This is a genomic window from Chromohalobacter nigrandesensis (assembly GCF_023061285.1).
Taxonomy (GTDB): Bacteria; Pseudomonadota; Gammaproteobacteria; order Pseudomonadales; family Halomonadaceae; genus Chromohalobacter; species Chromohalobacter nigrandesensis.
The window spans coordinates 513,103-535,295 of record NZ_JAKGAM010000001.1; the positions used below are offsets into that span (position 1 = coordinate 513,103).

Consider the following 22,193-nt stretch of genomic DNA (forward strand, 5'->3'; position numbering starts at 1 on the left):
TTCAACACCCGCCTCATGCTAGATCGCGTTGAGATTGGCCATTTCGCCCTTTATGATCAACCTAAACGTGATCATTAGTTACATTTTGAGAAAGATCCGCCTCATGCCTCATTCGCTCTACGCACGCATGATAGTTGCCGCCATCGTGCCGTTCATGATCATGCTGACGGGATGCCTCGCCCTCTATCATGCGTCGCAGGTCGAGCAGCATACGGCACGCAGCGTCGCCCAGACCCTAGAGGTGATCGCCGACGCCAACCACTTGATGCGCCTGTTCATGGATGCCGAGACGGCGCAGCGCGGCTATGCCCTGACCCGAGATGGCGATTACCTGGCGCCCTACCAGCGTGCCTTGAGCACTTTTCCACTTACCCTGAGACGCTTGAAAGAAGCCTCGAATGACGAAATACAATATCGACGCCTCGAGCAGGCCAACCATCTATTCCGGCAGTGGATAAAAGACGTCGCCACCGACAGCATCATCAAGACGCGTAGCGAAAATACCGAACTGCTCCCTCTAGACGATAAAGCCAGCAAACGCCTGGTCGATGACTTCCGCACCGTCATGAGGACCTTCATCGATACCGAGCAGGACGCCTTCCATGCGCGCCAGGTCGATAGTCAGGATGCCGCGAAACGCGCACAGCACATCATGGTATGGAGCATCTTGCTGGCGCTGGTGAGCGCCCTGCTGACCTGGTGGCCGCTGTTTCGTCGCACCCGCCACGCTGTTTCGGAAATCACCCAGCGCTCGCAACGCATGGTCGCAGGAGATCTCAGCCAGCGGGTAGCGCTCCGGGGGCGCGATGAGTTCGCCTGGATGGCGAATACCTTCAACGCCATGGCGGCGCGTCTCGAGGCCCTGGTCGCCACCGAACAACGCACCAGCCGCGAGCTCGCCGAACGCGTCAATGTGCTGGTGCGTGACCGAACCCGCGAGATGCGGGCCCGCCATGATCTTGTCGAAGCTCTGCAAGCCTGCCGCAGCACGCAGGAAGCGCAGTCGACGCTCCGCGACCAGCTACCGAGGGTCTTTGCCAACACGCTCGGCGGCACCTTGTGGTGCCTCGATGCACACACTGCCGTTCCCCATCGCATTTGCCAGTGGGGCGAGGACAAAGGCGATGTCAACGGAGACGAATGCCTGACCCTGAACGATGGCGGAATACGCGATGTCACTCTTCCCGCGGCGCAGGATGCGGAAGTTTGTTCGCACCTGCGTACCGCACACCCCGGACGCCATCTTTGCATTCCCCTGAAAGGCACGCAGGGGCCGGTGGGTATACTCCACTTGCATCTTGCCAGTACCACCGACGAGACGGGAAATGGCGACCCTCAAGCCGAGTTCGCCAAGGGCGCCGCCGAGAATATGGCGCTGTCGCTAAGCAATGTGCGACTGCGCGAGCAACTCGAGGAGGCCAGTATCCGCGATGCCTTGACCGGCCTCTACAATCGACGCTTCCTGGACGATACCTTGACGCGCGAGCTGGCCCGTGCAGAACGCCAGCCCGGCCCGCTTTCAGTTCTCATGCTGGATATCGACCATTTCAAGCCGATCAACGATGACCACGGCCATGCCTTGGGCGATAGGGCGTTGATCGAGGTGGCCGAGCTTCTAGTAGACAACGTCCGGCGCGGCGATATCGTCTGCCGTTACGGCGGCGAAGAATTCCTGATCATCATGCCCGGCGCCGGCCTGTCCGCCGCACGGCAACGCGGCGAGCATCTTCGCCAGCAGGTCGCCACGCTGGACATTCCCCGGGATGACGCAACCCCGCTTCACCTTACCATCTCTCTGGGGCTAGCCTGTTACCCCCAGCATGGCGAGGACGCCGCCACCCTGCTGCATCACGCCGACATGGCGCTTTACGAGGCCAAGCAAGGCGGGCGCAATCGCCTGGCGATCGCCAACGACTGAGCCCACGTGAATCGCCCCGCACGCGGCGGGGCAATTCAGGCTCGATCATGCATGGCGAATTACTGGCGAATACCTTCGACCACCAGGTACATGTCAACGGTGGACGCCATCGGACCCAACTTGCTGGTATCGATGCCGAAGTCGGACAACGTCAACGTCGTTTCCCCCTCGAAGCCATCGCGATAATCGCCCCATGGGTCGTCGCCGCCGCCGATATGCTCGACGTCGATGGTGATCGACTGCGTCTGGCCATGCAGCGTCAAATCACCGGTGAGCTCTCCCTCGCCATCACCGGTCGATTCGAAACCGGTGGATTCGAACGTCGCGGTGGGGTACTGCGACGCATCGAGGAAGTCGTCACTCAGGATGTGCTTGTCACGCTCGGCATGGTGGCTATCGAGACTGTTCACGTCGATCTCGACATTGGCACTGGCTTCTTCCGGGGCATCGGCATCGTAGCTGAACGTTCCCGTGAAGTCCTCGAAGCTGCCGAGCACATAGGAATAGCCAAGATGGCTGATCTTGAACTCAATGAAGGCATGCTGCCCTTCGCTGTCGATCTTGTAATCGGCGGCGTTGGCCTGGGCCATGGGCAATAGCACGGCAGCACCGAGGGCGGCACCGGTCACGGTCTTGAGTAGCGATTTCGAGAACATCGTCATCTCCTGATGATGAAGGATTGAAGTACTTAAGTGGCGGCACACCGCCACGGATATCGAACTCATTGGCGTCGAGACCCGCCGGGCCACCACATGCGACGCAAGGTATCCCGGCGATCGAGAATATGATGTTTAATCGCGGCCAGCGTGTGACCCACGGCGAGCACTATCAATGCCCAAGCTGCGTACCAGTGCACCTCCCCTGCCAGAGTTGCCTGGCGGGGCAAACCGCTGAGCAGTGCCGGTACTTCGAAGGCGCCGAACACACTGATGCCTTGGCCTTCTGCAGTGGATATCAAGTAGCCGCTGATCATCACCGTCAACAGCAAGACGTAGAGCAGACCATGGCCGGCATGCGCCAGCATTCGCTCCCACGACACGCCATGTGCCTCGGGCGTGGGCTGGCTCAAGCGCCATGCCAGCCGCAGCAGCGTCAATCCCAGTAGCGCCAGGCCCAGCGACTTGTGCCACCAGGGCGCCAATTGATACCAGCGATCGTAATAGCCGAGGCCGGTCATCCACCAGCCCAGCACGAAGAGCGACACGACCAGCACGGCACTCAGCCAATGCAAGAGAATGCTGGGCAAGCCCCAGCCGTGTACCGAATTACGCCACATCGTGTCTCTCCGCCAGTCATGCCTTTAGCATAATGGCTATCGCGCGTCGCGCCAGGCGATATCGAAGAAAGGCATCATTAACCAAAAAGAAATAATGACCCGCAAAGGCGAGCCATTATAAGAAAAGCGTGTAAGAATCGAGAGGTAGTGTCAGCCTGTCAGCGCCTCCAGCAGCAACTTGGCCGTCGGCGCACTGGAGGCCGGGTTCTGACCGGTAATCAACAAGCCATCACGCAGTTGAAAAGGCGCGAAATCGGTAGCGGCACGCTCATAGTGGCCGCCCTTTTCTTTCAGGGCATCTTCCACCAGTAGCGGAACGACATCGGTCAGCCCCACAGCATCTTCTTCGCTGTTGGAGAATCCCGTCACGCGATGCCCCTTGACCACCGACTGGCCATCGGGACCTTGGGCATGCACCAACACGGCAGGCGCATGGCAAACTGCGCTGACAGGCTTATGGGCCACAAGGAAGTCGTGGATCAACTGCTGGGAATGACGATCCTCGGTCAAGTCCCACAGCGGGCCATGGCCACCGGGATAGAAGACCGCATCGTAGTCATCGGCACGCACCTCGGCCAGCTTGTGCGTATTGGCCAAATGCGCCTTGGCGTCGCTATCCGCCTCGAAGCGGCGCGTTTCCTCGGTCAGCGCATCCGGCTGCGTAGAGGTGGGATCGATAGGCGGTTGCCCGCCCAGCGGCGAGGCCAGGGTCACCTCGGCACCTGCATCCTTGAACACGTAATACGGCGCAACGAACTCCTCGAGCCAGAAGCCGGTGGCATGGCCGGTATCGCCCATGCGGTCGTGTGACGTCAGAATCATCAGAATCTTCATGCAAACCTCCTTGGGTAAGCGACATTCATGTCGATACCCATGAGGTGGAGACATCCGAGTAGACTTCAAGGTATCGCCGCGCCAAGTACCCTACTCGATCGCCACTTCCACCTCGTAGCCACCGAACTTGCGCAGATTGATGACACCCGTATCGAAGATCAGGTACTGCCCCTTGAGTCCCATCAAGCGGCCGCTGACCTCGGGGGATTTATCGAAATTGTGCGACACCACCTTGCCGGGAAACTCCAGGACGGGATAGTGCAGATCGACCGGCGTCGCCGCCAGCGTACCGATCGCCTGCTCGCCGATGCGTCGCTTCAGCGCCGCCAGCTCCTGATCGAGCGCCGCCAGGAGACGATCCCGCTCGGCAGGTAGATCGAGAGGCGCCACATCGCCTTTCAGCATGGCGCGCCAGTTGGTGCGATCGCCCACCACCTGCTTGAACAAGGTTTCGACCAGCCCCGACTGCAGACGATTGTCGACCTCGAGAATCGGCAGTGCCTGAATCGCCCCCTGATCGAGCCAGCGCGTGGGCAATTGCGTCTTGCGTGTGATACCGACCTTGAGCCCCGACGAATTGGCCAGGTAGACCACGTGCGGCTGGAAACAATGCTGCTCACCCCACGTCGGTTCGCGGCACGTGCCCGCATGATAGTGGCAGGTTTCCGGCTTGACGATGCAGGTATCGCACTGAGCAAGCGACTTGAAACAAGGGTAGCAATAGCCCTGGGCAAAACTCTTGCGCGTGGCACGCCCGCAATGCACGCAGTGAATGGCGCCGGTATGCACCAGTCGCAACGACGCCCCCAGATGCGCGTTGAGGCCGATGCGCTGTTCGCCGGCACGCAGGGTGTATTGCACCGGCGTCTGAGCGTCGCCGGGCGCTATGTCCATCTTGCGCAGCGGTCCGCGTGCGGCACTGACATCCGCCACGCTGAACAGATCGCTCATCAGTTCATCCACTTGATGGCATCGGACTCGCCGGCTTCATCGTTAGTGCTGCAACTGCTGCGCTCGAGATAGCCCACTCGCTCGTTCTCGGGGATACCGTGGGCGACTTCGTATTTCATCACCGCCTCAAGACACAGCTCGGTCTGCTCCTGGCTCAGGCGCTGTCCATCCGGCCATTTACGCAGTGCGATGGCCTGCTTGAAGCTGTCGTACATGGCGGGTGTCATCTGCGCCACCATCTTGTCGAAGGTCATATCACTCACTACCGTTCTCCTCTCGCGGCACGTCCACCGGCCCACCATCCGCCGACCAGCCCGACCAACAGACCGCCCAGGTGGGCCTCGTTGGCGACGTTGCCGAATCCAAACAAACTCGCCATATCGGTCATCGTGAAGACCATCCAGGCAAGCATGAACACCACCAGCATCTGGGGCACGAAAAATCCGCTTTCCGGGGCTCGACGTGCCATCAGCCAGACATACCCCAGCAAGGCATAGTCGACCCCGGACATGCCGCCGAACAGTACGGTCCCCGTGGCGTATTGCGCCAGGTTGGAGACGAGTGCCGCCACGACGGCGAGCATGATAAGGCGCACGGGGCCTTGCAGGGCCTCGACCTGGCGTCCGAAATACCACAACCACAGCATGTTGAAGACCAGATGCATCCAACCGAAATGCATCAACGCCGGCGATACCAGACGCCATATCTGACCGCTGGCCAGGGAATCGCCCAAGTTGCCGACCGTCAGGCGCCCGGATACGGAATCGACGGGCACGAAGGTCAGCGCAGCGATCACGCGATCCCCGAACATCGCCATCAAGGCGAAGACCACCACACAGAGTGCCACGCAGGCAGCCGCCAGCGGCGCCTGGCTAAAGGCACTGCCAAGCATGCCGGGCGATCGGCGTTTCGCCGCTTGAGCGGGACGCTCGGCCAACTCGCCACGATGCCATTGCTCGATCAAATGCGCCGCCTCGTCACGCTGACGCGGATCGGCCAGCCATAACACCTGAACCGCCTCTTCCTCAGTCACCTGATGGCCGATACGATGCGCCCACAACGCTCGACGCAGCGCGACGATATCCTGTTGAAGAGGCAATTCCAGTAGTTTGTACATGGGCGGGGTCCCTTTCAGTACCGCAGACGAACGCACAAAAGAAAAAGTCCGGCGGAGGGGGCCGCCGGACAAGAGCAAGGGATCATTCAAGGGAACACTTACTCTGACGACGCCCCACCGCGATGAGTTCCCGGCGCAACGAAATTTTTTCCAACTTTTTTCTGCTCCCCTCAAGCCAGGTCGAAGTCATCCGGCATCGGAGGAACCGACCCCTCACGCGCTACATCGACCCACACGAAGCGATTGGCATCCAGACGCTGCTCACCTTCCCAGCGATAGGCCACCAGACGCCCGTATTTCACGGCACTATAATCGAGACAGGCAATATTCGGCGCCGGCAACGCCGGGACCCCCTCGCACCAATAATGACCGATGAATAGCGGCGGTTCTTCCGGTCCGTAATACGGCAGTCGCTGCCGCTCATCCGCACTCAAGGGCTGATTCTCGATATCGCCGGGCAGGTTATCGGGCTGGAAGACCACATCGCCATAGGTAAGAGGGTCACGTGCCCAAAAATGAGTGCGAAAGGTAGTGCGCGTGAAACCATCACCGGAATAGATCCGCAGTCCCGCCGGCAGCGGCAAGGAGGGACCCCGCGTCAGCCGATCCATGACACGAAAGGCGAAGGTCCCTGGACACGCCGAATCGTAAAAGAAATCCTCGCTCATGCAACCATCGGGACACTGCGCCAGAAATGGCGCGATGAGATCGCTGTCCCAGCAGGCATGCACGACCCGTAGTCCGTCGCGTTCGAGGCACAACGGCATCGTCATGAACCAATCGAGGTGGGACTGCCACTCCTGGGGATGATCGCGAAACTGTGCCAGCGTCTCATTGATGATGCGATTGTGGCGCGGTGAATGCTCACGTAACCACTCTCCCGCCCATTCCGGCGGCGCCCGGCGACTATACGCCAAGGCATTGTATTCGTGATTGCCCATCACGATATCCGCTTCGCCAGCCTCGACCATATCGCGGGCGATATTCAGTGCCAGCCGAATGCGTGGGCCACGATCGATCAGATCGCCGAGGAAGACGACCCGACGACGCGGATGACGATACACGCCATCCCGGTAGCGATACCCAAGCTTCTCCAGCAACACTGCCAGCGAGGCGCCACACCCATGCACGTCGCCGATCAGGTCGTAGCCATCGAGATCATTTCGAGCCAGCGTCATATCACTCCCCCATCCGGCTACTCCAGCCGAGCTTGGTGCGACAGGCCTCGAAATAGTTGTGCCCATGCGGATGAAGGAGTGTCAGCCGTTCTCGCTTGCGACGCACCACCAGGCGGTCGCCGGGCTTGGACACCACCTGGGTCTGGCCGTCACAACTGACATGCGGATACGCGTGGTTGGTTTCGCCGATATGCACCGTGACTTCGCTGGCCGCATCGATGACGATCGGCCGACTCGACAACGTATGCGGAAACATCGGTACCAGGGTGATGGCCTCGAGCCGGGGATGCACGATCGGACCACCTCCCGACAAGGCATAGGCGGTGGAACCGGTGGGCGTGGCAATGATCAACCCATCACTGCGCTGGCTATAGACGAACTGACCGTCGATGAACAGCTCGAACTCGATCATCCGCGCCGCCTTGCCGGGATGGATGACCACATCGTTGAGCCCCGAAGAAGCACCGACCCTCTCCCCGGCGCGGAACACTTCCGCCTCCAGCAGGAAGCGGCGCTCACTTTCGAAGTGCCCATCGAGCACTTCGCCGATTCGCTCTTCGACTTCATCCGGCGAGATATCGGTCAGAAAACCCAACCGTCCTCGGTTGATGCCCACTACCGGCGTCCCCGTGTCGCACAACGCCCGCGCGGCGCCCAACAGACTGCCATCGCCACCCACCACGATCACCAGGTCGCAACGTTCACCCAGTTGGCTGCGGCTGGCCTCGGGATAGCCGTGATTGAACAATACCGTGGCGGTGCGTTCCTCGACGATAACGTTGAGTTGGCGAGCGCCGAGAAAGCGGAGCAACCGCTTGAGCGTCTCTACCGCGTTGGGGCTGCCCAATCGCCCGATCAGGCCAATGGTCTTGAATGGCTGCATGAAAGCATCTCGTTGCCAGCGTCGCGGCCCGTCATTATGCGGACTGGCGAGCAGCGGAGCAAACCGTGCCCGGACCGGACGCTTGCGAGATTAGCGATAGGTACTCATTCCTTGGGGTCGTTGTACTGATCCGAATCGGGCGTCTGCACGGGGTGCAACTCCCACCAGTAGAGATACAAGGCCACGGGCGACGCAAAGATCGTATTCAAGATCATGAAGGTCACCAACGCTGCCCGGCCCTGTCCATCGACCTCGCCGTAATAGAGCATCATGAAGGCAATGCCGGCGATGCCCACAATCACGTTGATCACGATGATGGCCGCGAAGAATTTACCGATGGCGCGCCACCGGCGACGCCGGACCGTCTTTTCCGTCATTACGCATCTCCGGTTCAAGAATTGGCGTGCCACCTCGGGTCTGTCGACGACCTGGCAAGCGAGAGTATATTGTCAACACGCTGGTGCACTTAGTACAGCCTTGAGTAGATGCGATGTTGATGACAGGCGCCTCACAGATGACCACGACATGATGCAAACATTGCTCGATGACGCCACGCCCGTGCAGGAAGGCGAAGGGGCAGCGCTTCACCATCCCTGGGTGCGTGATCTCGCCTGGCTATTGCATGCACCGGATATCATCGAAAGCGCTCATCCGGGCCGGCCGACCCTTGAGGAACTCGGGCTTGGCGACGACGCATGCAGAAAGACTTGGCTACGTGCGCTCGACGCCGCGCCACAACGGCTCGCACCTTATATCGGCGCGACGCCGCCGCAACGCCTGGGGCATTATCATGAGCGTCTCTGGCACGCCCTGCTCGACCTTGCCCCGGCGACACGCCTACTGGCCACCAACATCGTGATTCACGAAGCCGGCCGCACACTGGGTGAACTCGATGTCATCTATGCCGATGCCCGTGGACACCCCGTCCATCTCGAACTGGCCATCAAATACTATCTGGGACTTCGCGATGGTCCCGGCGACGAACACAGCCCAGCACGCTGGATTGGCCCCGGCTGCGCTGACTCCCTGGCGCGCAAGCATGCCCATACTCGACATCACCAACTGCCCCTGGCCCATCATCCGCTCGCGGCGGCACGCTTGAACGCGCTGGATATCGACCCAAGATCACTGCGACAGCGTGCCGCCATGCTCGGGATACTGTTTTACCCGTGGCCCGACACGATAGCGGCGCCGCATTTGGCAAGCACCACCGCCGCTCATGGCGCTTGGCTGACATGGCGAGACTGGCCGATACTGTGTGACCACTTACCGACGGGAACCCTGGGCGCCCCGCTGCACAAGCCGCATTGGCTCGCACTCCCCGGAGTCGAGACGTATCGCTCGCTGGAGAAATTGGAAACCGCACTCGAGACGCACTTCACGAGCACCGGCGCGCCACGGCAATATCATCTGCAAGCGCCCGACGGCGCACAGCGACGTTTGTTCATCGTCCCCGATGACTGGCCGCGCAGCCTGCCGCTACCCCCCATCACCCCCATCACAGGGAGCAACTATCACCATGTTGAGGATCGGAGAACTGGCCGAGCATAGCGGCGTCAGCGTCGACACGTTGCGCTACTACGAAAAGGAAGGGTTACTCCCCGAAGCCCTGCGCGGCGACAACGGCTATCGCTACTACGCCGAGGACAATCTCGAGCGCCTGCATTTCATCCTTCGGGCCAAGCGGCTCGGTTTTACCCTGGCCGATATTCGTGAGCTGCTGTCACTGCAGGTCGATGCCGATGCACACACCTGCAAGGAGGTCAAACGCGTCGCCGAGGACAAGCTCGCCGCCATCGACGCGCGCCTGGCCGAGCTGCATCACATGCGCCAGGCGCTGGCCCATCTGACCGATGCCTGCTGCGGAGGCCCGCACGCGGCCACGCAATGCACGATCCTTACCGCCTTCGCCAACGGCAAGACCGCCCCCGAGCCCCACCAGCACCGGCATGACGCCTGAAAACACCCACTACGCGGCCGTCGCCCCGCTCGGCGCGTCAACCAACTGCACGGGGGCGAAGCTCTTGGCCTGCGCCATGCGCCAGATACGGCCATAAAACGGCCGCTGACCGGGGTCGCGCAACAACTCTCCCGGCTCCAGGAACGGATGTAGATGAGTGAACAGCTTCACCTCGTTTTCCGAAACGCGGTGCACGAGGTGATCGGGCGTGATCTGCCACGGGCGCGTCAGCCCCGCCGCCGCGATCATTTCCGCCAGGGCATGCAGGGTATTGTGATGGAAGTGATACACCTGCTCGGCCTTGTCACCGACCACCAACGCCTTCTGACGTAGCGGGTCCTGGGTGGCCACTCCTGTCGGGCAGCGGTTGGTATGGCAGCTTTGCGATTGAATACAGCCCAGCGCGAACATGTAGCCGCGCGCGGCATTGACCCAATCAGCGCCCATGGCCATGACCCTCGCGATATCGAAGGCGCTGATGATCTTGCCGCTCGCCCCTAGGCGGACCTGCTCACGCAGCCCTGCGCCGACCAGCGTGTTATGCACGAACAAGAGCCCTTCTCGCAGCGGCGTTCCCAAATGGTCGGAAAACTCCACCGGGGCCGCGCCGGTGCCCCCTTCACTGCCATCGACGACGATGAAATCGGGCATAATCTCGGTTTCGAGCATCGCCTTGACGATGGCCATGAATTGCCAGGGCTGGCCGAGGCAAAGCTTGAAGCCAACCGGCTTGCCGCCGGAAAGCTCACGCAATTGCGCGATGAAGTCGAGCATCTCGAGCGGCGTCGAGAACGCCGGATGGCTGGCCGGCGAGAGACAATCCTCGCCCTGTGGGATCTCCCGCGTCTGGGCGATTTCCGGCGTGATCTTGTCCGCCGGGAGAAGCCCTCCGTGGCCAGGCTTGGCCCCCTGACTGAGCTTGACCTCGATCATCTTGACCTGCGCATCGCGGGCCTGCTCGGCAAAGCGCTCGGGGTCGAACTCGCCTTCCGGCGTGCGGCAACCGAAGTAGCCACTGCCTAGCTCCCAGATCAGGTCACCGCCATGTTCGCGATGATACGGGCTGATGCCGCCTTCTCCGGTGTCATGCGCGAAGCGCCCAAGCCGGGCGCCCTTGTTGAGGGCGCGAATCGCATTGGCGCTCAGCGCGCCGAAACTCATCGCCGAGATATTGAATAGCGAAATCTCATAAGGCTGGGAACACTGGCGGTTACCGATAGTCAGACGAAAATCGTCCGGCTCCGCCACCGGTGCCGTTTCCATCGAGTGGCCGATGTATTCATACGTATTGGCATAGACATCGCGCAGCGTCCCGAAGGGCTTGGCATCGTTATGCTGGCGTGCTCGCTGATAAACTAAACTTCTCTGCACATGGGAAAACGGCAGTTGCTCGGTATCGGCCTCGAAGAGGTACTGACGCAACTCCGGGCGTAGCGCCTGAAAGACATAACGCAGGTTGCCAAGGATGGGGTAATTGCGACGTACCGCATATCCACGCTGCGAGAGATCGGCGATACCCAAGAACACCAACGCACCGCTCACCAACGGTACCGGCCACCAGCCATGCCACTGTATGGCCATGAGCGTCGTCACCAAGGTGGTCGTACAGCACGCCGTAAAAAACCCGTAACGTGATAACAAAGAATACTTCATGAAGATGTCCTGAACGAAAGGCGTCATCACCATGAAAACACGAAACGTCGTCCGGGTTTAGAGCCGCCTGGTCCAACAGGCGGCCGCAACGCTATCACGCAATACCAAGCGACGCCTGATGACGCCGGCGCCACCAGGTATTGATCAGCAGCGAGGCCAGCAGTATGCCCCCGCCCAACGCCAGACGCCCCACATCCGCATCGCGGTTCCAGATCAGCAGATTGACCAGCAACCCGGCGGGCACCAGGGCATTGTTCATGATCGCCAGCGTCCCGGCATCGACGCGGCAAGCCCCCTTGTTCCACAGGAAGTAACCCAGCCCCGACGCGACGACGCCTAGCCATAGCAGGACACCCCACTGCAGGGAGGTCGTCGGCAATGCCGTGACATCGCCGAACAGCCAGAACGCCGGTAGCGCTACGCACAACGCTCCCAGGTAGAACCAGCCGAAGACATGGCGATGCGCTATCTCCCGAGGCAAACGTGGCGCCAGATGACGATAAGCGACCTGCCCCACCGCAAAGCATAGGTTCGAACTCTGTACCACCAGGAAGCCGACCCAATAGGCGTCGCTGATGTCGGCGTAACGAATGACCGCCGCCCCAAGCACGGCAAGCGCGGCGGTAAGCAGATAGAATGGTGTGAAACGCCCCTGGAGGATGTCGTCGATCAAGGTGATATAGAGTGGCGTGAAGATCGTGAACATCAAGACTTCCGGCACGCTCAACAACAGAAACGACTGATAGAAGCCGATATACATCGCCCCCAGCTGCACGGCGCCGATGGTCATCAGTCCCACTATGTGCCCGAGCGGCAAACGCTGCGGACGTAGCCAAATCAGAAAGACCGCCGCCGCCAGCCCAATGCGGGTGAGCACCGCGAAATAACTATCGACCTGGCCGGAGAGGTAGACGCCGATCAGGCTAAAAGAAAATGCCCAGAGTACCGTCACCCCGATCAAATACCCCATTTATGGTTAACCTCAGGATTAATTAAAGTTGACTGCTATTATACGCCTGACACGCCTGTTGCCTAGTATTCATCGACTGAGTTTCACGTCGCGCTCGGGACACGCCTCCGAGGTTGTCTGGTCCGGCCAGGGCGCTGGGGTCGTGACGCCCGAGACACACACCGACCGGGTACGTTTCATCGAACAGGGGCATTTCCTACCTCAAGGACAGTCGCGCGAAGTGGCATTTCGCAACGTCTATCGCTGGGATTTTCATCCTGAGCATATCGCGCTTTATCACGAGCGCCGTGGCCCCGACGCGGCGGTCTGGCTATTCGACCTCGTCGCCGAGTCGGCGACCACATTGATCAGCAAGTCGCCGCATCTCTGCGGTGCCGATACCTACCAGGCCCGGCTCGACCTCGAGCCCCCTGGCTTTCGACTCGAATGGCATATCACGGGACCGCGCAAGGATGAGCGACTCGTCTACCATTATCGGCAGTCAGGCGATTAACGCAGCGCAGCGACACGTCTTCGTCGCCAGCACTGGCAGGCATCGTCACAACGCGCTAGAATAGTTTGAGAACACTGTTTTAAAACAGTATGGCAAGCAACGGAGGTCGCATGAAAGCATTACTTCCTTTAGCACTCATCGGAACATTGGCACTGGCCGGTTGTGCCAACACCTCGCCCTATTCCGGCGATGTCTATCGCAGCGGACAAGCCGAAACCGCACAGTCGGTGACTTACGGCACTATCACTTCAGTGCGTCCGGTGCAGATTCAAGCCGGCGATCAGAACGAAGGCGTTTTGGGTGGCCTAGGCGGTGCCGTACTGGGTGGTTTGCTGGGGAACCAGGTCGGCGGGGGATCCGGACGCACCATCGCCACGGCGGTCGGCGCCATCGGCGGTAGCGTCGCCGGCAGCAAGGTCGAAGACTCCGCCAATCGTACCCAGGCCTGGGAGTTAGAAATTCGGCGCGATAGCGGCGATTCCGTCGTCGTGGTCCAGAAGGCTGACCGCGACTGGCAAGTTGGACAACAAGTACGCATGATCGGCAGTGGGGGCAGTCTGAGCGTCGCACCCTACTGAACCAATGAACTAATGAACCAGTGTCACAAGGCTCATGCCGCCGATGAGGGCATGAGCTTTTGAAAGCACGCTAATTTTTCCTGTCCGAATCTTTTTACATCCGCTATCGTATGTACTGTAATACGCCACGGACAGGAAAACCGTCTCATGAACACAGGACGCACGCTCGGCTATCTCGCTTCAGCGCTTGCCTTTACAGCCTTCTCCAGCCCCGTGCTGGCCGACGGAATGCTGACGATCAAGAGCGAGAATGATCTTTTCGCCAGCGGTGACGACGGGCACTACACCAATGGTTTGGAAGTCGACTGGTCTTTCAAGCCCGACGAGGCGCACTGGACACGACGTCTCGCCGACGCCGTGCCCGGCTGGTCCGGCGCCGATCTCGACGGCGTGGCTTATCGTGCCGGCCAGCAGATCTACACGCCAAACGATATCGACCGCTCGGACCTCGTCGAGAACGACCGACCCTATGCGGGTTTGCTCTATGCCGGTGTGTCACTCTTCGATGACCGTCAGTACAACGGCTGGCGCCAGGCGGACGATCTCCACGTCGACGTCGGCATCGTCGGGCCGGCATCGGGTGGGAAAGCCATCCAGAAGAACTTTCACCACCTCATCGGTAGCGATGAGCCCAACGGCTGGTCGCATCAGCTTCACAACGAGCCGGTGCTCAACCTGACCTACAAGCGCAGTTGGTGGCTGCAAGACTCGCTCGGCAATCTGGAAGTAGAATACGGCCCCAACGCCGGCTTTGCCCTCGGCAACCTGTATACGTATGCCGCAAGCGGCGTAGGCCTGCGTATCGGCGATAATCTACGCAATAGCGCCGGCATACCTGCCGTCGCCCCCGCCCAAAGTGGCAGAAGCCATTTCACACCCGGCCAAGGGTTCGGCTGGTATGCATTCGCGAGCCTCGAGGGCCGCTTCATGGCCCACAACCTGTTGCTCGACGGCAATACCTTCGAGGACAGCCACTCAGTGGACCGCCGCCAATGGGTCGGCGATGCGCTGGCCGGTATCGCCTTGACGTGGGACCGCTGGCAGCTCACCTACACCAGCGTCTGGCGGACCCACGAATTCGAAGCCCAAGACGAAGGGGACCAGTTTGGCTCATTGACGCTCTCGCTGTGGCTATGACATTTCCCGCAACGACAATGCCCCGCATTGACGGGGCATTGATCTATCGCAAAACGGCTTTTCGTCTCGTCAATGTAATTTGACGCGGCGCATCAACCAGCAGCCCAAACGCTTGGCGATCCAGAAAAACAGCGCCAGGAGAATCAGCGTCAATAACATCGATATCGGGTTGACGATAAAGGTGGCGCCCAACACGGCCAGGGCAATGCTCCACACCCAACGATCGTCACCGCCTAGCTGCAACGCCTGCGGAATGCGGCGCATGACCACCTTGCCAAGAGAAGAATCCCACGCGCGCAGCGCCAGGAACAGAATCACGGCGAAAGCGATCAGCCAGATCAGCGTTACGGTCATGTTGGCCTCCTGATAGGCAACGTCGGTAATCTTTCAGCTCCACCAATATCGGCAGGGTACCGTCCCCCCATTTACCGCGCAACCGGCGCGACGTCCTGACGCAGGACACTTCTTTCGGAGACCACTCGGCGCTGAATTCGTTCCCGATGCAGCTTGAAGTACCGTCATGCAACACAAAGGGGACATGAAAACCCCGAGAGGCCCCTGACACACTTGGGTGAGCGCGTTACCATGGGTGGCGACATACACCCAGAAAGGTCTTCAACATGCAGATTGCCCAGAATTCCGTGGTTTCCTTCCACTACACCCTTACCAATAACGAGGGTGAAGTGCTGGACAGCTCGGAAGGCCGCGATCCTCTGACTTACCTGCACGGCGCGGGCAACATCATTCCAGGGCTGGAAAAAGAACTGGAAGGCCGTCAGAGCGGCGAGAACCTCAAAGTCACCGTCGAGCCGGCAGAAGGCTACGGTGAAACACAGCCCGGCCTGATGCAAGAAGTGCCGCGCGATGCCTTCCAGGGTGTCGACGATATTCAACCGGGCATGCAGTTCCAGGCGCAGACCGAGGGTGGTCCGCTCATGGTCACGGTCACTCAGGTCGAAGGCGACACCGTCACCGTCGATGGCAACCATCCGCTGGCTGGTCAGACATTGAATTTCGATGTTGAGATCGCTGAAGTGCGTGAAGCCACTGCGGAAGAAACCGAACACGGCCACGTGCACGGTGAAGGCGATCAGGAACAGGAGCACTAAGACGCTCCTTCGCAACACCTGACGCAAAAACGGGCGGCCTGTGGGCCGCCCGTTTCATATCTACTCCCCGCTTACCTTGGCTCATCTCTCGACGCGTCAGCACCTTTCGCGAACGATCCCCCGGAGCCACCTTCAGCACTGCTCAAGGCACGGTAGCCTCCCCCGATACGCATCGCCGCCGTCAGCAGGCACGCCAGCGCGAAGCAGCCCGCCAACCAGGGAAAATATGCCGGCCACAGGCAGAACACGACGAAGGCGATGATCGTCTCGGTACCTTCGGTCAAACCATCCAGGTAGTAAAACGCCTTGTGCTCGAAATGCGGACGCTCCAAGCCATGGCGTGTCGCGGCGATCGCAAAGGCCAAAAACGAGGCGCCAGTCCCCATGAACGCGAAGAGCAGCAAAGCCGCTGGCAAGGCATTTTGCGCCGGATCGGCAAGCGCGAATCCCAATACCACGGCGGCATAGAAGACGAAGTCCAGGGCGATATCGAGAAATCCGCCGGCATCGCTCTGACATTGCAGATGACGCGCCAAGGCGCCATCCAGACCGTCACACACGCGATTGAGGACAATCGCCATCAGCGCCAGACCATAGGCCTGATAAGCCAATAACGGCAGCGCCAGCATACCGATTGCAAAACCGCCTACCGTCAGTTGCGTCGGCGTCACGCCACGACGCCCCAAGCCAATGGCGCAGCGTGCCAGTACCGGCGCAACCCAGGCGTTCGTCCATTTATCCAGCATGCGAGTTCTCGCTATTTTTCGAGTAGACTTGATGTATGTTCATCGCATCAGCATGGCATATTAACCCGACGTTCAGGAGCTTCACGATGCGCTTTCCCGTGATGGCGTTAGCTCTACTCACAACGCTTGCAGTCGTTCCCATCTCCCAGGCGCATGCCGCACAACGCGAGGCCATCTTCGCCGGTGGCTGTTTCTGGTGCATGGAGCCACCTTACGACAAACTCGAAGGCGTCGTCTCGACAACCTCCGGCTATATAGGCGGTGATAGCGAGCGTCCCACCTACGAACAGGTCAGCAGCGGCACTACCGGCCATGCCGAGGCGGTCAAGGTCGTCTACGATGACGAGGCCGTCGACTACGACACGCTGCTCAACGTGTTCTGGCACAATATCGATCCCTTTGCCGAAGGACGCCAATTCTGCGATGTAGGCAGCCAATATCGCAGTGCCATCTTCCCCCTCGACCAGCGCCAGCGACGCCTCGCCGAAGCCTCCAAAAAAGCCGTGGAAACGCGCTTCGAGCGCGACGTCAAGACACGCATCGAGCCCAAGGCTCCCTTCTGGGACGCCGAGGAATACCATCAGAATTTCTACGAGAAGAACCCCGTGCGCTACCGCTTCTACCGTGCCGGTTGCGGTCGAGACGAGCGTCTCGAAGCTGTGTGGGGCGATGACGCCGGCAAACCTTGAGAATACGCGCTCAGGTCGTCGCCGGCATGCGTCGCTCGCGACGCCACAGCCAAGTCGCCACGCTGAAGGTTCCCAGCAACACCAGCAGCGAGGCAACGATCACGCCGCCCCATTGCCAGCGCGCCCAGAACGGCTCCAGATAGAAACCACCGAGGCTGGCGCCCAGGTAGTAGAACACCAGATACAGCGACGACGCACTACCCCGCGCGCGCTGGGCGTGGCGCCCCACCCAGCTCGAGGCCATCGAATGCGCCAGGAAGAATCCCACGGCATTGACCGTCAGCCCAGCGACGATCGTAATCAAGGTGGGTATCAACGTGAGTAACGAGCCGCTCATCAGGATGCCGATACCCAGCATCATGCAGGCCGGTTGCGACAAGCGTTGCGCGATACGCCCGGACAGCGCCGAGCCCACGGTGCCGCCGAGATAGGTCAGGAAAATCAGGCCCAGCCATTGCGAGGTGAGAGCAAACGGCGTCTCGCTGAGCCGAAACGTCACATAGCTGTATTGATTGAGGAAGATGAAGAAGTTGAACCCGCCGATCAGGTAGGCGGCAATCAACCGGGGATCGCGCAAATGCCCCTGCATGTCCCGCGCCGCCTGTCCCACGCGCAACGGCGAGGGGCGGAACTCTCGGGCAGGCGGCAAGGCACGCCAGAAGATCCAGGTACATACCAGGCTCAGACAGGCGACCGCCACGAAACTGCTATGCCATCCCCACTGTTCGGCAACCGTACCGCCGATGACGCGCCCGCCGATTCCACCCAGCGTGTTACCGCTGATATAGAGCCCGACGGCCAGCAACAGCGCCGGCTTGTTGAATTCATCACCCATCCAGGCAATCGCCACCGCCGGCAAACCGCCCAGCAAGAACCCCTGCAAGGCACGCAAGGCCAGTAGACTCGCGAAGTTGGGCGCAAAGGCCATGACCAAGGTGCAAAAGCTGGCGAGTACCAGCGTGACACGCATGATGGCGGCTCGGCCGATGGCATCGGAAAGCGGTCCATAGAAAAGTAGCGACAATGCCAGCGTCAACATGCTCACCGACATCGCACTGCCCGCAGCCAGCGTCGAGACCTCGAAACTCTCGCGAATGGCGGGCAGCAATGGCTGGGCAACGTATAGATTGATGAAGACGGTAAAGGAGCCCAGGCACAGTGCCAGGGTAGCGCGCCACCAGGCGCGGGTACGTGGTTCGATCATGACATCCTCCATGAGTGCATCATGATCTCTTTCAGCGCCGCATTATACAAACAAGGCGCGAGGTGAATCCGTCGACCAGTCATGACGAAGCCTGCTCGCCGCTCATCCTTCGTGGTGTTGGCGATCGATACGCGCCGCCAACTGAGTGCTATCCATGGGCCGCCGTGACTGCCAGTAGTGACGATTCCAGTAGACATTATCGAGGCGTGACAGCTTGACGCCCTGTGACGTCGAAGCATGCAGGAAATAACCGTCGTCGACATAGACGCCGACATGGTTGTAAGGGCCAGGGGAACGGAAAAAAACCAAGTCGCCGGCTTCCAGCTCGCTGCGCTGGACGCGTCGTCCCTCTTGCATCTGCTGTTCGGTGGTACGCGGCAGGGAAAGCTGGAACGCCTCACTGTAGACATGCTGCATCAGCGCCGAGCAATCGATACCGCGTCGCGTGGTACCGCCGAGGCGATACGGGGTCCCGACCCAGCGCCGGTGCTCGGAGAGTAGCGCCTCGCGAATACGTGCCGGTGATACCAGCGCGCGCTGAACGTCGCTGTCGCGAAAGGTGGTCAGTAGAGATTCACGGCTGGACAGCGCACCTTTGCCGACTTTGGCGGCTGCGGACAGGGACGACGATTGTGGCGCGATATGTTGCGGGCTTTGCGTGGCACAGCCACTCAGCAGAGCGGCCAACACCCATCCCAATGCCATGATTCGAAGCATCCAAGCGACCTCATCACACGTATTCAACCTCGCGGATGCCTCGGGGCGCTTGCATGAATGCAAGGCGCCCTGCCTTGCTAGGCACTACCTGGCGAGGGGGTCGCTGTGGTGGTGGCGCACATCGCAGGTGCCACCGCCAGAGCGGCCTAGACTCGACTCGTTAACATGCCGTGTGCCCACTGGAGGGCATCATGACCGAAACGATGATAGAGAAACTCCCGCCTTTTGACGAGAGCTCTCGTAAGCGGGATACGAAATGTTTCATCCCGATGCCCTGCCCGATCAGTGCAGCGTCCGCGCATCACCCGGCAGGGTATCGATATGCAGAGGCGCCCAGTGACGTGCAGGGGCACCCGGAAAATCGAGACTCGCCCAGCTACCAGCCAGCGGTGGCGCAGCCGTCAACCAGGCGGTCAGTGCCTCGCCAAATCCCTGCAGGAATGCCTCCCGCTCCTCGGTCTCGCCCATGAAGAAGGAAAAGCCCGCGTACAGCCCTCGAGCATAATCGTACCAACTCGCATAGTGCGATTGCGCCAAGTGAGCGGCGCGCTCCACCAGAGCGTCGAACTCCATCCCCGACAGCCACCCCATCTGTCGCCCGGCAATGGCGAGATCGACGGCCTGGGCCACATCCCAGGCGGCCATGTCGTACTCGTTGCACCCCGACGCATTATTCTCGACGCGCCGCAGGCGCAACAGATGATTGCGATCATCCTCGCTGCACTCACCGGATTCGATGATCGCGACTTCCTCACGCAAGCGCGCGGCATTGAGCGTGTAAGGCGCATAGTTGATCTGATATTCCTGACGGTCGCCCGCCTCGATCAGGAAATCCAGGAACTCCTTGAGCGCTTCCGACGACAACACCCCATAGTGGCTATCGAGCCATTCGCGAAGCTCCTCACGCTCGCTGCCGACTTCAGGGCCCGGGGCGCTCCAGACAGGGGCATTGAGAGGCCCGACCAACGCCAGCGCCGTGAAGCGCGGCAACGACAAGCGCTCGCCGGGTTCAGTCCAGGTGCCATGGCGCCAGTCGAGCCAATGGAAGGGGCTTCCAGCGTCATCGAGGTGCCAACGAATTTCCGCCACCAGAGACGGCTCTTCCGCTTCTGGCAGCGCCGCCTCCCATGTCGCCCACGCCTCGATCAGCGCCTTGGGGCCACTATAAAAGCGGCTCAACACGCCGCGTAGCGACTCCGCCAGCGTCTCAAGCTCGCGTCGGTCGTAATCGCCGCTGTCGGCACACATCATCAAATAGAAGGCGTATTTCTCCGCCATGAAAATCGTCGCCGCATGGCGCGCGCAGTGCTTGAGCCCATTGCGGAGTCGCACGGCCTCCGACATCGCATGCCCAAAAGGGGTTTGCGTCGCAGGCAATGCACCGTGGGCGGCATCGGCGGCCAGTTGATTGAGATGATGCACCTGCCCGGGCAGCCACAAACTGGCCAGACCGGCCGTGCCCATGGCAGGTTCGAGACCCAGCGTGTCCCGCAGATAACGACGCGCCTCGTCTCGCTGCTGCGCATCCGGAGAACGGTCGATGCCCTGCCGGTACAGCAGATCGGGTTCACGCATCGCCGCCAACGCCAGGACCCAGTGCCACGCCGGCGCGCGCCAACCGCGTATCGCCTGCCGCGAAGCCTCCCGCTGGGCGTCGTCCAGCAGCGCCTCGAGCGTCACCTGCCAGGGGCTCGACCGTGAACGCAACAAGACGTCCCAATCACGCGCGAAATTCGCACGCCGATCGACCCCCTCGAAAAGACTACGTCCACGCTGATACGCCTTGGCGACAGCCGTCCAGTCGCGATACCGGCGCATCAACAGATCACCTGCGTGCGCGGCAAATGCCTCGGCTTCCCGTACATCGAGCCAGCCTGCGTTCCAGCCCGCATAGGCGAGATCCGCCAGCCGCAGCCAATCCCACGCCGCCCATTCCAGTGGCTCTCCGCCATCGATGAATGTCAGCATTATCTGGCCGTAGTCACCCGCTTCGCCGAGAGATTCCCGCCACTGACGTCGAGCGCTTTTGCCCTTGGGGGTCAAACGCGCAGCATCGAGATCCCATGTATAACGATGCCCTTGACCGCCCAACCACAGCAGCATGCGAATCAATTCATCACGCCCGTCGATCTGCCAGACATCGGCCAACCAGCGCTCAACCCCCGGCCAGTCCAGGCGCGCATCGCACGTCGCGGTCAGTACGGGGGCGAAGACCGCGCGCAACCGCCATACGCCAGCATTCTGCTCGACCGGCCACGGCAACTCACGAGGCCGGTCTGACAGCCACTCGGCGAGTACCTCCCAAGTGACGCCGGCCGCTTCGCGCTCGAGTTGCGACAATGCTTCGCAGGCCTCGAGAAAGCCGTCATCGTCATGCGTCCAGTCGATTTGCCCTCGCTCGTGGCGCAACGCCGCAAGCCATGCATCCAGCGAGGCATGATGCGCCTGGATGTCGGCAGCAATCCACTCTGCCCAGGCCTGGGATCGGGTAGCGTCCAGCCAACCGGCAGAGCCCGACAACGCCAGCAGCTCAAGTGCTTGTAGCTGGCGCAAGGCCTCGCCCTGCCCCGGCATGCACGCTTCGGCCAGACGCCAGCCGAGCTCTCCCCGTTCGCGCACGTCCAACAACGCTAGGCGTGCCTGCGCCGTCTCGGGCGGCACACTCAACGGTTCGGGATCAAACGCCCAGCCGCACAGCACCAATTGCTGGGCCCACCAGGCGTTAAGAGGATCGATCAAGACGCACCTCACTCATGACTCGGCATTCACACAACGGCGCC

The 22,193-nt window shown here is 60.8% G+C and carries 24 protein-coding genes; 8 read left to right on the top strand and 16 right to left on the bottom strand.

What is annotated here, in order from left to right:
- The first annotated feature begins 103 nt into the window (after positions 1 to 103).
- Positions 104 to 1,918, top strand: a complete 1,815-nt coding sequence (locus L1073_RS02395; RefSeq protein ID WP_246896646.1) for a diguanylate cyclase — start codon at positions 104 to 106, stop codon at positions 1,916 to 1,918.
- Positions 1,919 to 1,977: 59 nt separating this feature from the next.
- Here L1073_RS02395 and L1073_RS02400 read toward each other — a convergent pair whose 3' ends face one another.
- From L1073_RS02400 to L1073_RS02440, 9 genes are all read right to left on the bottom strand, one after another.
- Positions 1,978 to 2,574 (bottom strand): YceI family protein, encoded by a 597-nt coding sequence (locus L1073_RS02400; RefSeq protein WP_246896647.1) that lies wholly within the window; start codon positions 2,572 to 2,574, stop codon positions 1,978 to 1,980.
- A gap of 65 nt (positions 2,575 to 2,639) precedes the next feature.
- Positions 2,640 to 3,194: a cytochrome b gene (locus tag L1073_RS02405; protein ID WP_246896648.1), complete on the bottom strand. Its 555-nt coding sequence runs from the start codon at positions 3,192 to 3,194 to the stop codon at positions 2,640 to 2,642.
- Between the two features lie 150 nt (positions 3,195 to 3,344).
- The gene (locus tag L1073_RS02410) at positions 3,345 to 4,028 is read right to left on the bottom strand and encodes a type 1 glutamine amidotransferase domain-containing protein (protein ID WP_246896649.1); all 684 of its coding nucleotides are present in this window, start codon (positions 4,026 to 4,028) and stop codon (positions 3,345 to 3,347) included.
- A 90-nt stretch (positions 4,029 to 4,118) separates the two neighbouring features.
- A complete protein-coding gene (locus tag L1073_RS02415) occupies positions 4,119 to 4,979 on the bottom strand; it encodes a DUF2797 domain-containing protein (protein WP_425531561.1) in 861 nt (286 codons plus the stop codon).
- The gene (locus L1073_RS02420; protein ID WP_246896650.1) at positions 4,979 to 5,242 is read right to left on the bottom strand and encodes a YeaC family protein; all 264 of its coding nucleotides are present in this window, start codon (positions 5,240 to 5,242) and stop codon (positions 4,979 to 4,981) included. The genes L1073_RS02415 and L1073_RS02420 overlap by 1 nt, the downstream gene beginning before the upstream one ends.
- Positions 5,242 to 6,096, bottom strand: coding sequence for a rhomboid family intramembrane serine protease (locus tag L1073_RS02425; RefSeq protein WP_246896651.1), 855 nt, complete (start codon positions 6,094 to 6,096; stop codon positions 5,242 to 5,244). Before L1073_RS02425 ends, L1073_RS02420 begins: the two co-directional genes overlap by 1 nt.
- A gap of 170 nt (positions 6,097 to 6,266) precedes the next feature.
- A complete protein-coding gene (locus L1073_RS02430; protein ID WP_246896652.1) occupies positions 6,267 to 7,274 on the bottom strand; it encodes a metallophosphoesterase in 1,008 nt (335 codons plus the stop codon).
- Position 7,275: 1 nt separating this feature from the next.
- Positions 7,276 to 8,157, bottom strand: coding sequence for an NAD(+) kinase (locus L1073_RS02435; protein WP_246896653.1), 882 nt, complete (start codon positions 8,155 to 8,157; stop codon positions 7,276 to 7,278).
- Positions 8,158 to 8,261: 104 nt separating this feature from the next.
- Complete coding sequence (locus L1073_RS02440; RefSeq protein WP_246896654.1) at positions 8,262 to 8,534, bottom strand: hypothetical protein; 273 nt, start codon at positions 8,532 to 8,534, stop codon at positions 8,262 to 8,264.
- A gap of 148 nt (positions 8,535 to 8,682) precedes the next feature.
- Here L1073_RS02440 and L1073_RS02445 point away from each other — a divergent pair, with 148 nt between their 5' ends.
- Together L1073_RS02445 and zntR are read left to right on the top strand one after the other, a co-directional pair.
- The gene (locus L1073_RS02445; protein WP_246896656.1) at positions 8,683 to 9,708 is read left to right on the top strand and encodes a DUF1853 family protein; all 1,026 of its coding nucleotides are present in this window, start codon (positions 8,683 to 8,685) and stop codon (positions 9,706 to 9,708) included.
- On the top strand, positions 9,677 to 10,117 hold the full coding sequence (zntR, locus tag L1073_RS02450) for a Zn(2+)-responsive transcriptional regulator (RefSeq protein ID WP_246896657.1): 441 nt from the start codon (positions 9,677 to 9,679) through the stop codon (positions 10,115 to 10,117). Before L1073_RS02445 ends, zntR begins: the two co-directional genes overlap by 32 nt.
- Positions 10,118 to 10,126: 9 nt before the next feature.
- Here zntR and L1073_RS02455 read toward each other — a convergent pair whose 3' ends face one another.
- Both L1073_RS02455 and L1073_RS02460 read right to left on the bottom strand, forming a co-directional pair.
- Positions 10,127 to 11,770: an FMN-binding glutamate synthase family protein gene (locus L1073_RS02455; RefSeq protein ID WP_246896658.1), complete on the bottom strand. Its 1,644-nt coding sequence runs from the start codon at positions 11,768 to 11,770 to the stop codon at positions 10,127 to 10,129.
- 94 nt (positions 11,771 to 11,864) lie between these two features.
- Positions 11,865 to 12,740, bottom strand: coding sequence for an EamA family transporter (locus tag L1073_RS02460; RefSeq protein ID WP_246896659.1), 876 nt, complete (start codon positions 12,738 to 12,740; stop codon positions 11,865 to 11,867).
- 28 nt (positions 12,741 to 12,768) lie between these two features.
- Here L1073_RS02460 and L1073_RS02465 point away from each other — a divergent pair, with 28 nt between their 5' ends.
- The 3 genes from L1073_RS02465 to L1073_RS02475 all read left to right on the top strand — a co-directional run bounded on the left by L1073_RS02465 (position 12,769) and on the right by L1073_RS02475 (position 14,948).
- Positions 12,769 to 13,233, top strand: coding sequence for a DUF6314 family protein (locus tag L1073_RS02465; RefSeq protein ID WP_246896660.1), 465 nt, complete (start codon positions 12,769 to 12,771; stop codon positions 13,231 to 13,233).
- A gap of 110 nt (positions 13,234 to 13,343) precedes the next feature.
- Entirely contained in the window at positions 13,344 to 13,811 is a 468-nt protein-coding gene (locus L1073_RS02470; RefSeq protein ID WP_246896661.1) for an outer membrane lipoprotein, read from the top strand.
- Positions 13,812 to 13,958: 147 nt separating this feature from the next.
- Positions 13,959 to 14,948: a lipid A deacylase LpxR family protein gene (locus tag L1073_RS02475; RefSeq protein ID WP_246896662.1), complete on the top strand. Its 990-nt coding sequence runs from the start codon at positions 13,959 to 13,961 to the stop codon at positions 14,946 to 14,948.
- 69 nt (positions 14,949 to 15,017) lie between these two features.
- On the opposite strand, the gene L1073_RS02480 is transcribed toward L1073_RS02475, so the two are convergent.
- The gene (locus L1073_RS02480; protein WP_246896664.1) at positions 15,018 to 15,302 is read right to left on the bottom strand and encodes a hypothetical protein; all 285 of its coding nucleotides are present in this window, start codon (positions 15,300 to 15,302) and stop codon (positions 15,018 to 15,020) included.
- Positions 15,303 to 15,568: 266 nt separating this feature from the next.
- Here L1073_RS02480 and L1073_RS02485 point away from each other — a divergent pair, with 266 nt between their 5' ends.
- The gene (locus L1073_RS02485) at positions 15,569 to 16,057 is read left to right on the top strand and encodes an FKBP-type peptidyl-prolyl cis-trans isomerase (RefSeq protein WP_246896666.1); all 489 of its coding nucleotides are present in this window, start codon (positions 15,569 to 15,571) and stop codon (positions 16,055 to 16,057) included.
- 71 nt (positions 16,058 to 16,128) lie between these two features.
- Here L1073_RS02485 and L1073_RS02490 read toward each other — a convergent pair whose 3' ends face one another.
- The gene (locus tag L1073_RS02490; protein ID WP_246896668.1) at positions 16,129 to 16,803 is read right to left on the bottom strand and encodes a CDP-alcohol phosphatidyltransferase family protein; all 675 of its coding nucleotides are present in this window, start codon (positions 16,801 to 16,803) and stop codon (positions 16,129 to 16,131) included.
- An 86-nt stretch (positions 16,804 to 16,889) separates the two neighbouring features.
- Here L1073_RS02490 and msrA point away from each other — a divergent pair, with 86 nt between their 5' ends.
- Positions 16,890 to 17,492, top strand: coding sequence for a peptide-methionine (S)-S-oxide reductase MsrA (msrA, locus tag L1073_RS02495; protein WP_246896669.1), 603 nt, complete (start codon positions 16,890 to 16,892; stop codon positions 17,490 to 17,492).
- A gap of 10 nt (positions 17,493 to 17,502) precedes the next feature.
- Here msrA and L1073_RS02500 read toward each other — a convergent pair whose 3' ends face one another.
- The 3 genes from L1073_RS02500 to L1073_RS02510 all read right to left on the bottom strand — a co-directional run bounded on the left by L1073_RS02500 (position 17,503) and on the right by L1073_RS02510 (position 22,152).
- Positions 17,503 to 18,696, bottom strand: coding sequence for an MFS transporter (locus tag L1073_RS02500; protein ID WP_246896671.1), 1,194 nt, complete (start codon positions 18,694 to 18,696; stop codon positions 17,503 to 17,505).
- Positions 18,697 to 18,798: 102 nt separating this feature from the next.
- Complete coding sequence (locus L1073_RS02505; protein WP_246896673.1) at positions 18,799 to 19,413, bottom strand: C40 family peptidase; 615 nt, start codon at positions 19,411 to 19,413, stop codon at positions 18,799 to 18,801.
- Positions 19,414 to 19,695: 282 nt separating this feature from the next.
- Complete coding sequence (locus L1073_RS02510) at positions 19,696 to 22,152, bottom strand: DUF1266 domain-containing protein (protein ID WP_246896676.1); 2,457 nt, start codon at positions 22,150 to 22,152, stop codon at positions 19,696 to 19,698.
- Positions 22,153 to 22,193 lie beyond the last annotated feature (41 nt).

What these genes read in the sequence shown, in the direction of transcription:
- L1073_RS02410 (WP_246896649.1), bottom strand. Translation starts at nt 4,028, where the DNA reads ATGAAGATTCTGATGATTCTGACGTCACACGACCGCATGGGCGATACC.
- L1073_RS02475 (WP_246896662.1), top strand. Translation starts at nt 13,959, where the DNA reads ATGAACACAGGACGCACGCTCGGCTATCTCGCTTCAGCGCTTGCCTTT.
- L1073_RS02455 (WP_246896658.1), bottom strand. Translation starts at nt 11,770, where the DNA reads ATGAAGTATTCTTTGTTATCACGTTACGGGTTTTTTACGGCGTGCTGT.
- L1073_RS02460 (WP_246896659.1), bottom strand. Translation starts at nt 12,740, where the DNA reads ATGGGGTATTTGATCGGGGTGACGGTACTCTGGGCATTTTCTTTTAGC.
- L1073_RS02415 (WP_425531561.1), bottom strand. Translation starts at nt 4,979, where the DNA reads ATGAGCGATCTGTTCAGCGTGGCGGATGTCAGTGCCGCACGCGGACCG.
- L1073_RS02430 (WP_246896652.1), bottom strand. Translation starts at nt 7,274, where the DNA reads ATGACGCTGGCTCGAAATGATCTCGATGGCTACGACCTGATCGGCGAC.
- L1073_RS02395 (WP_246896646.1), top strand. Translation starts at nt 104, where the DNA reads ATGCCTCATTCGCTCTACGCACGCATGATAGTTGCCGCCATCGTGCCG.
- L1073_RS02405 (WP_246896648.1), bottom strand. Translation starts at nt 3,194, where the DNA reads ATGTGGCGTAATTCGGTACACGGCTGGGGCTTGCCCAGCATTCTCTTG.
- L1073_RS02400 (WP_246896647.1), bottom strand. Translation starts at nt 2,574, where the DNA reads ATGTTCTCGAAATCGCTACTCAAGACCGTGACCGGTGCCGCCCTCGGT.
- L1073_RS02470 (WP_246896661.1), top strand. Translation starts at nt 13,344, where the DNA reads ATGAAAGCATTACTTCCTTTAGCACTCATCGGAACATTGGCACTGGCC.
- msrA (WP_246896669.1), top strand. Translation starts at nt 16,890, where the DNA reads ATGCGCTTTCCCGTGATGGCGTTAGCTCTACTCACAACGCTTGCAGTC.
- L1073_RS02445 (WP_246896656.1), top strand. Translation starts at nt 8,683, where the DNA reads ATGATGCAAACATTGCTCGATGACGCCACGCCCGTGCAGGAAGGCGAA.
- L1073_RS02500 (WP_246896671.1), bottom strand. Translation starts at nt 18,696, where the DNA reads ATGATCGAACCACGTACCCGCGCCTGGTGGCGCGCTACCCTGGCACTG.
- L1073_RS02485 (WP_246896666.1), top strand. Translation starts at nt 15,569, where the DNA reads ATGCAGATTGCCCAGAATTCCGTGGTTTCCTTCCACTACACCCTTACC.
- L1073_RS02505 (WP_246896673.1), bottom strand. Translation starts at nt 19,413, where the DNA reads ATGCTTCGAATCATGGCATTGGGATGGGTGTTGGCCGCTCTGCTGAGT.
- zntR (WP_246896657.1), top strand. Translation starts at nt 9,677, where the DNA reads ATGTTGAGGATCGGAGAACTGGCCGAGCATAGCGGCGTCAGCGTCGAC.
- L1073_RS02435 (WP_246896653.1), bottom strand. Translation starts at nt 8,157, where the DNA reads ATGCAGCCATTCAAGACCATTGGCCTGATCGGGCGATTGGGCAGCCCC.
- L1073_RS02480 (WP_246896664.1), bottom strand. Translation starts at nt 15,302, where the DNA reads ATGACCGTAACGCTGATCTGGCTGATCGCTTTCGCCGTGATTCTGTTC.
- L1073_RS02425 (WP_246896651.1), bottom strand. Translation starts at nt 6,096, where the DNA reads ATGTACAAACTACTGGAATTGCCTCTTCAACAGGATATCGTCGCGCTG.
- L1073_RS02440 (WP_246896654.1), bottom strand. Translation starts at nt 8,534, where the DNA reads ATGACGGAAAAGACGGTCCGGCGTCGCCGGTGGCGCGCCATCGGTAAA.
- L1073_RS02490 (WP_246896668.1), bottom strand. Translation starts at nt 16,803, where the DNA reads ATGCTGGATAAATGGACGAACGCCTGGGTTGCGCCGGTACTGGCACGC.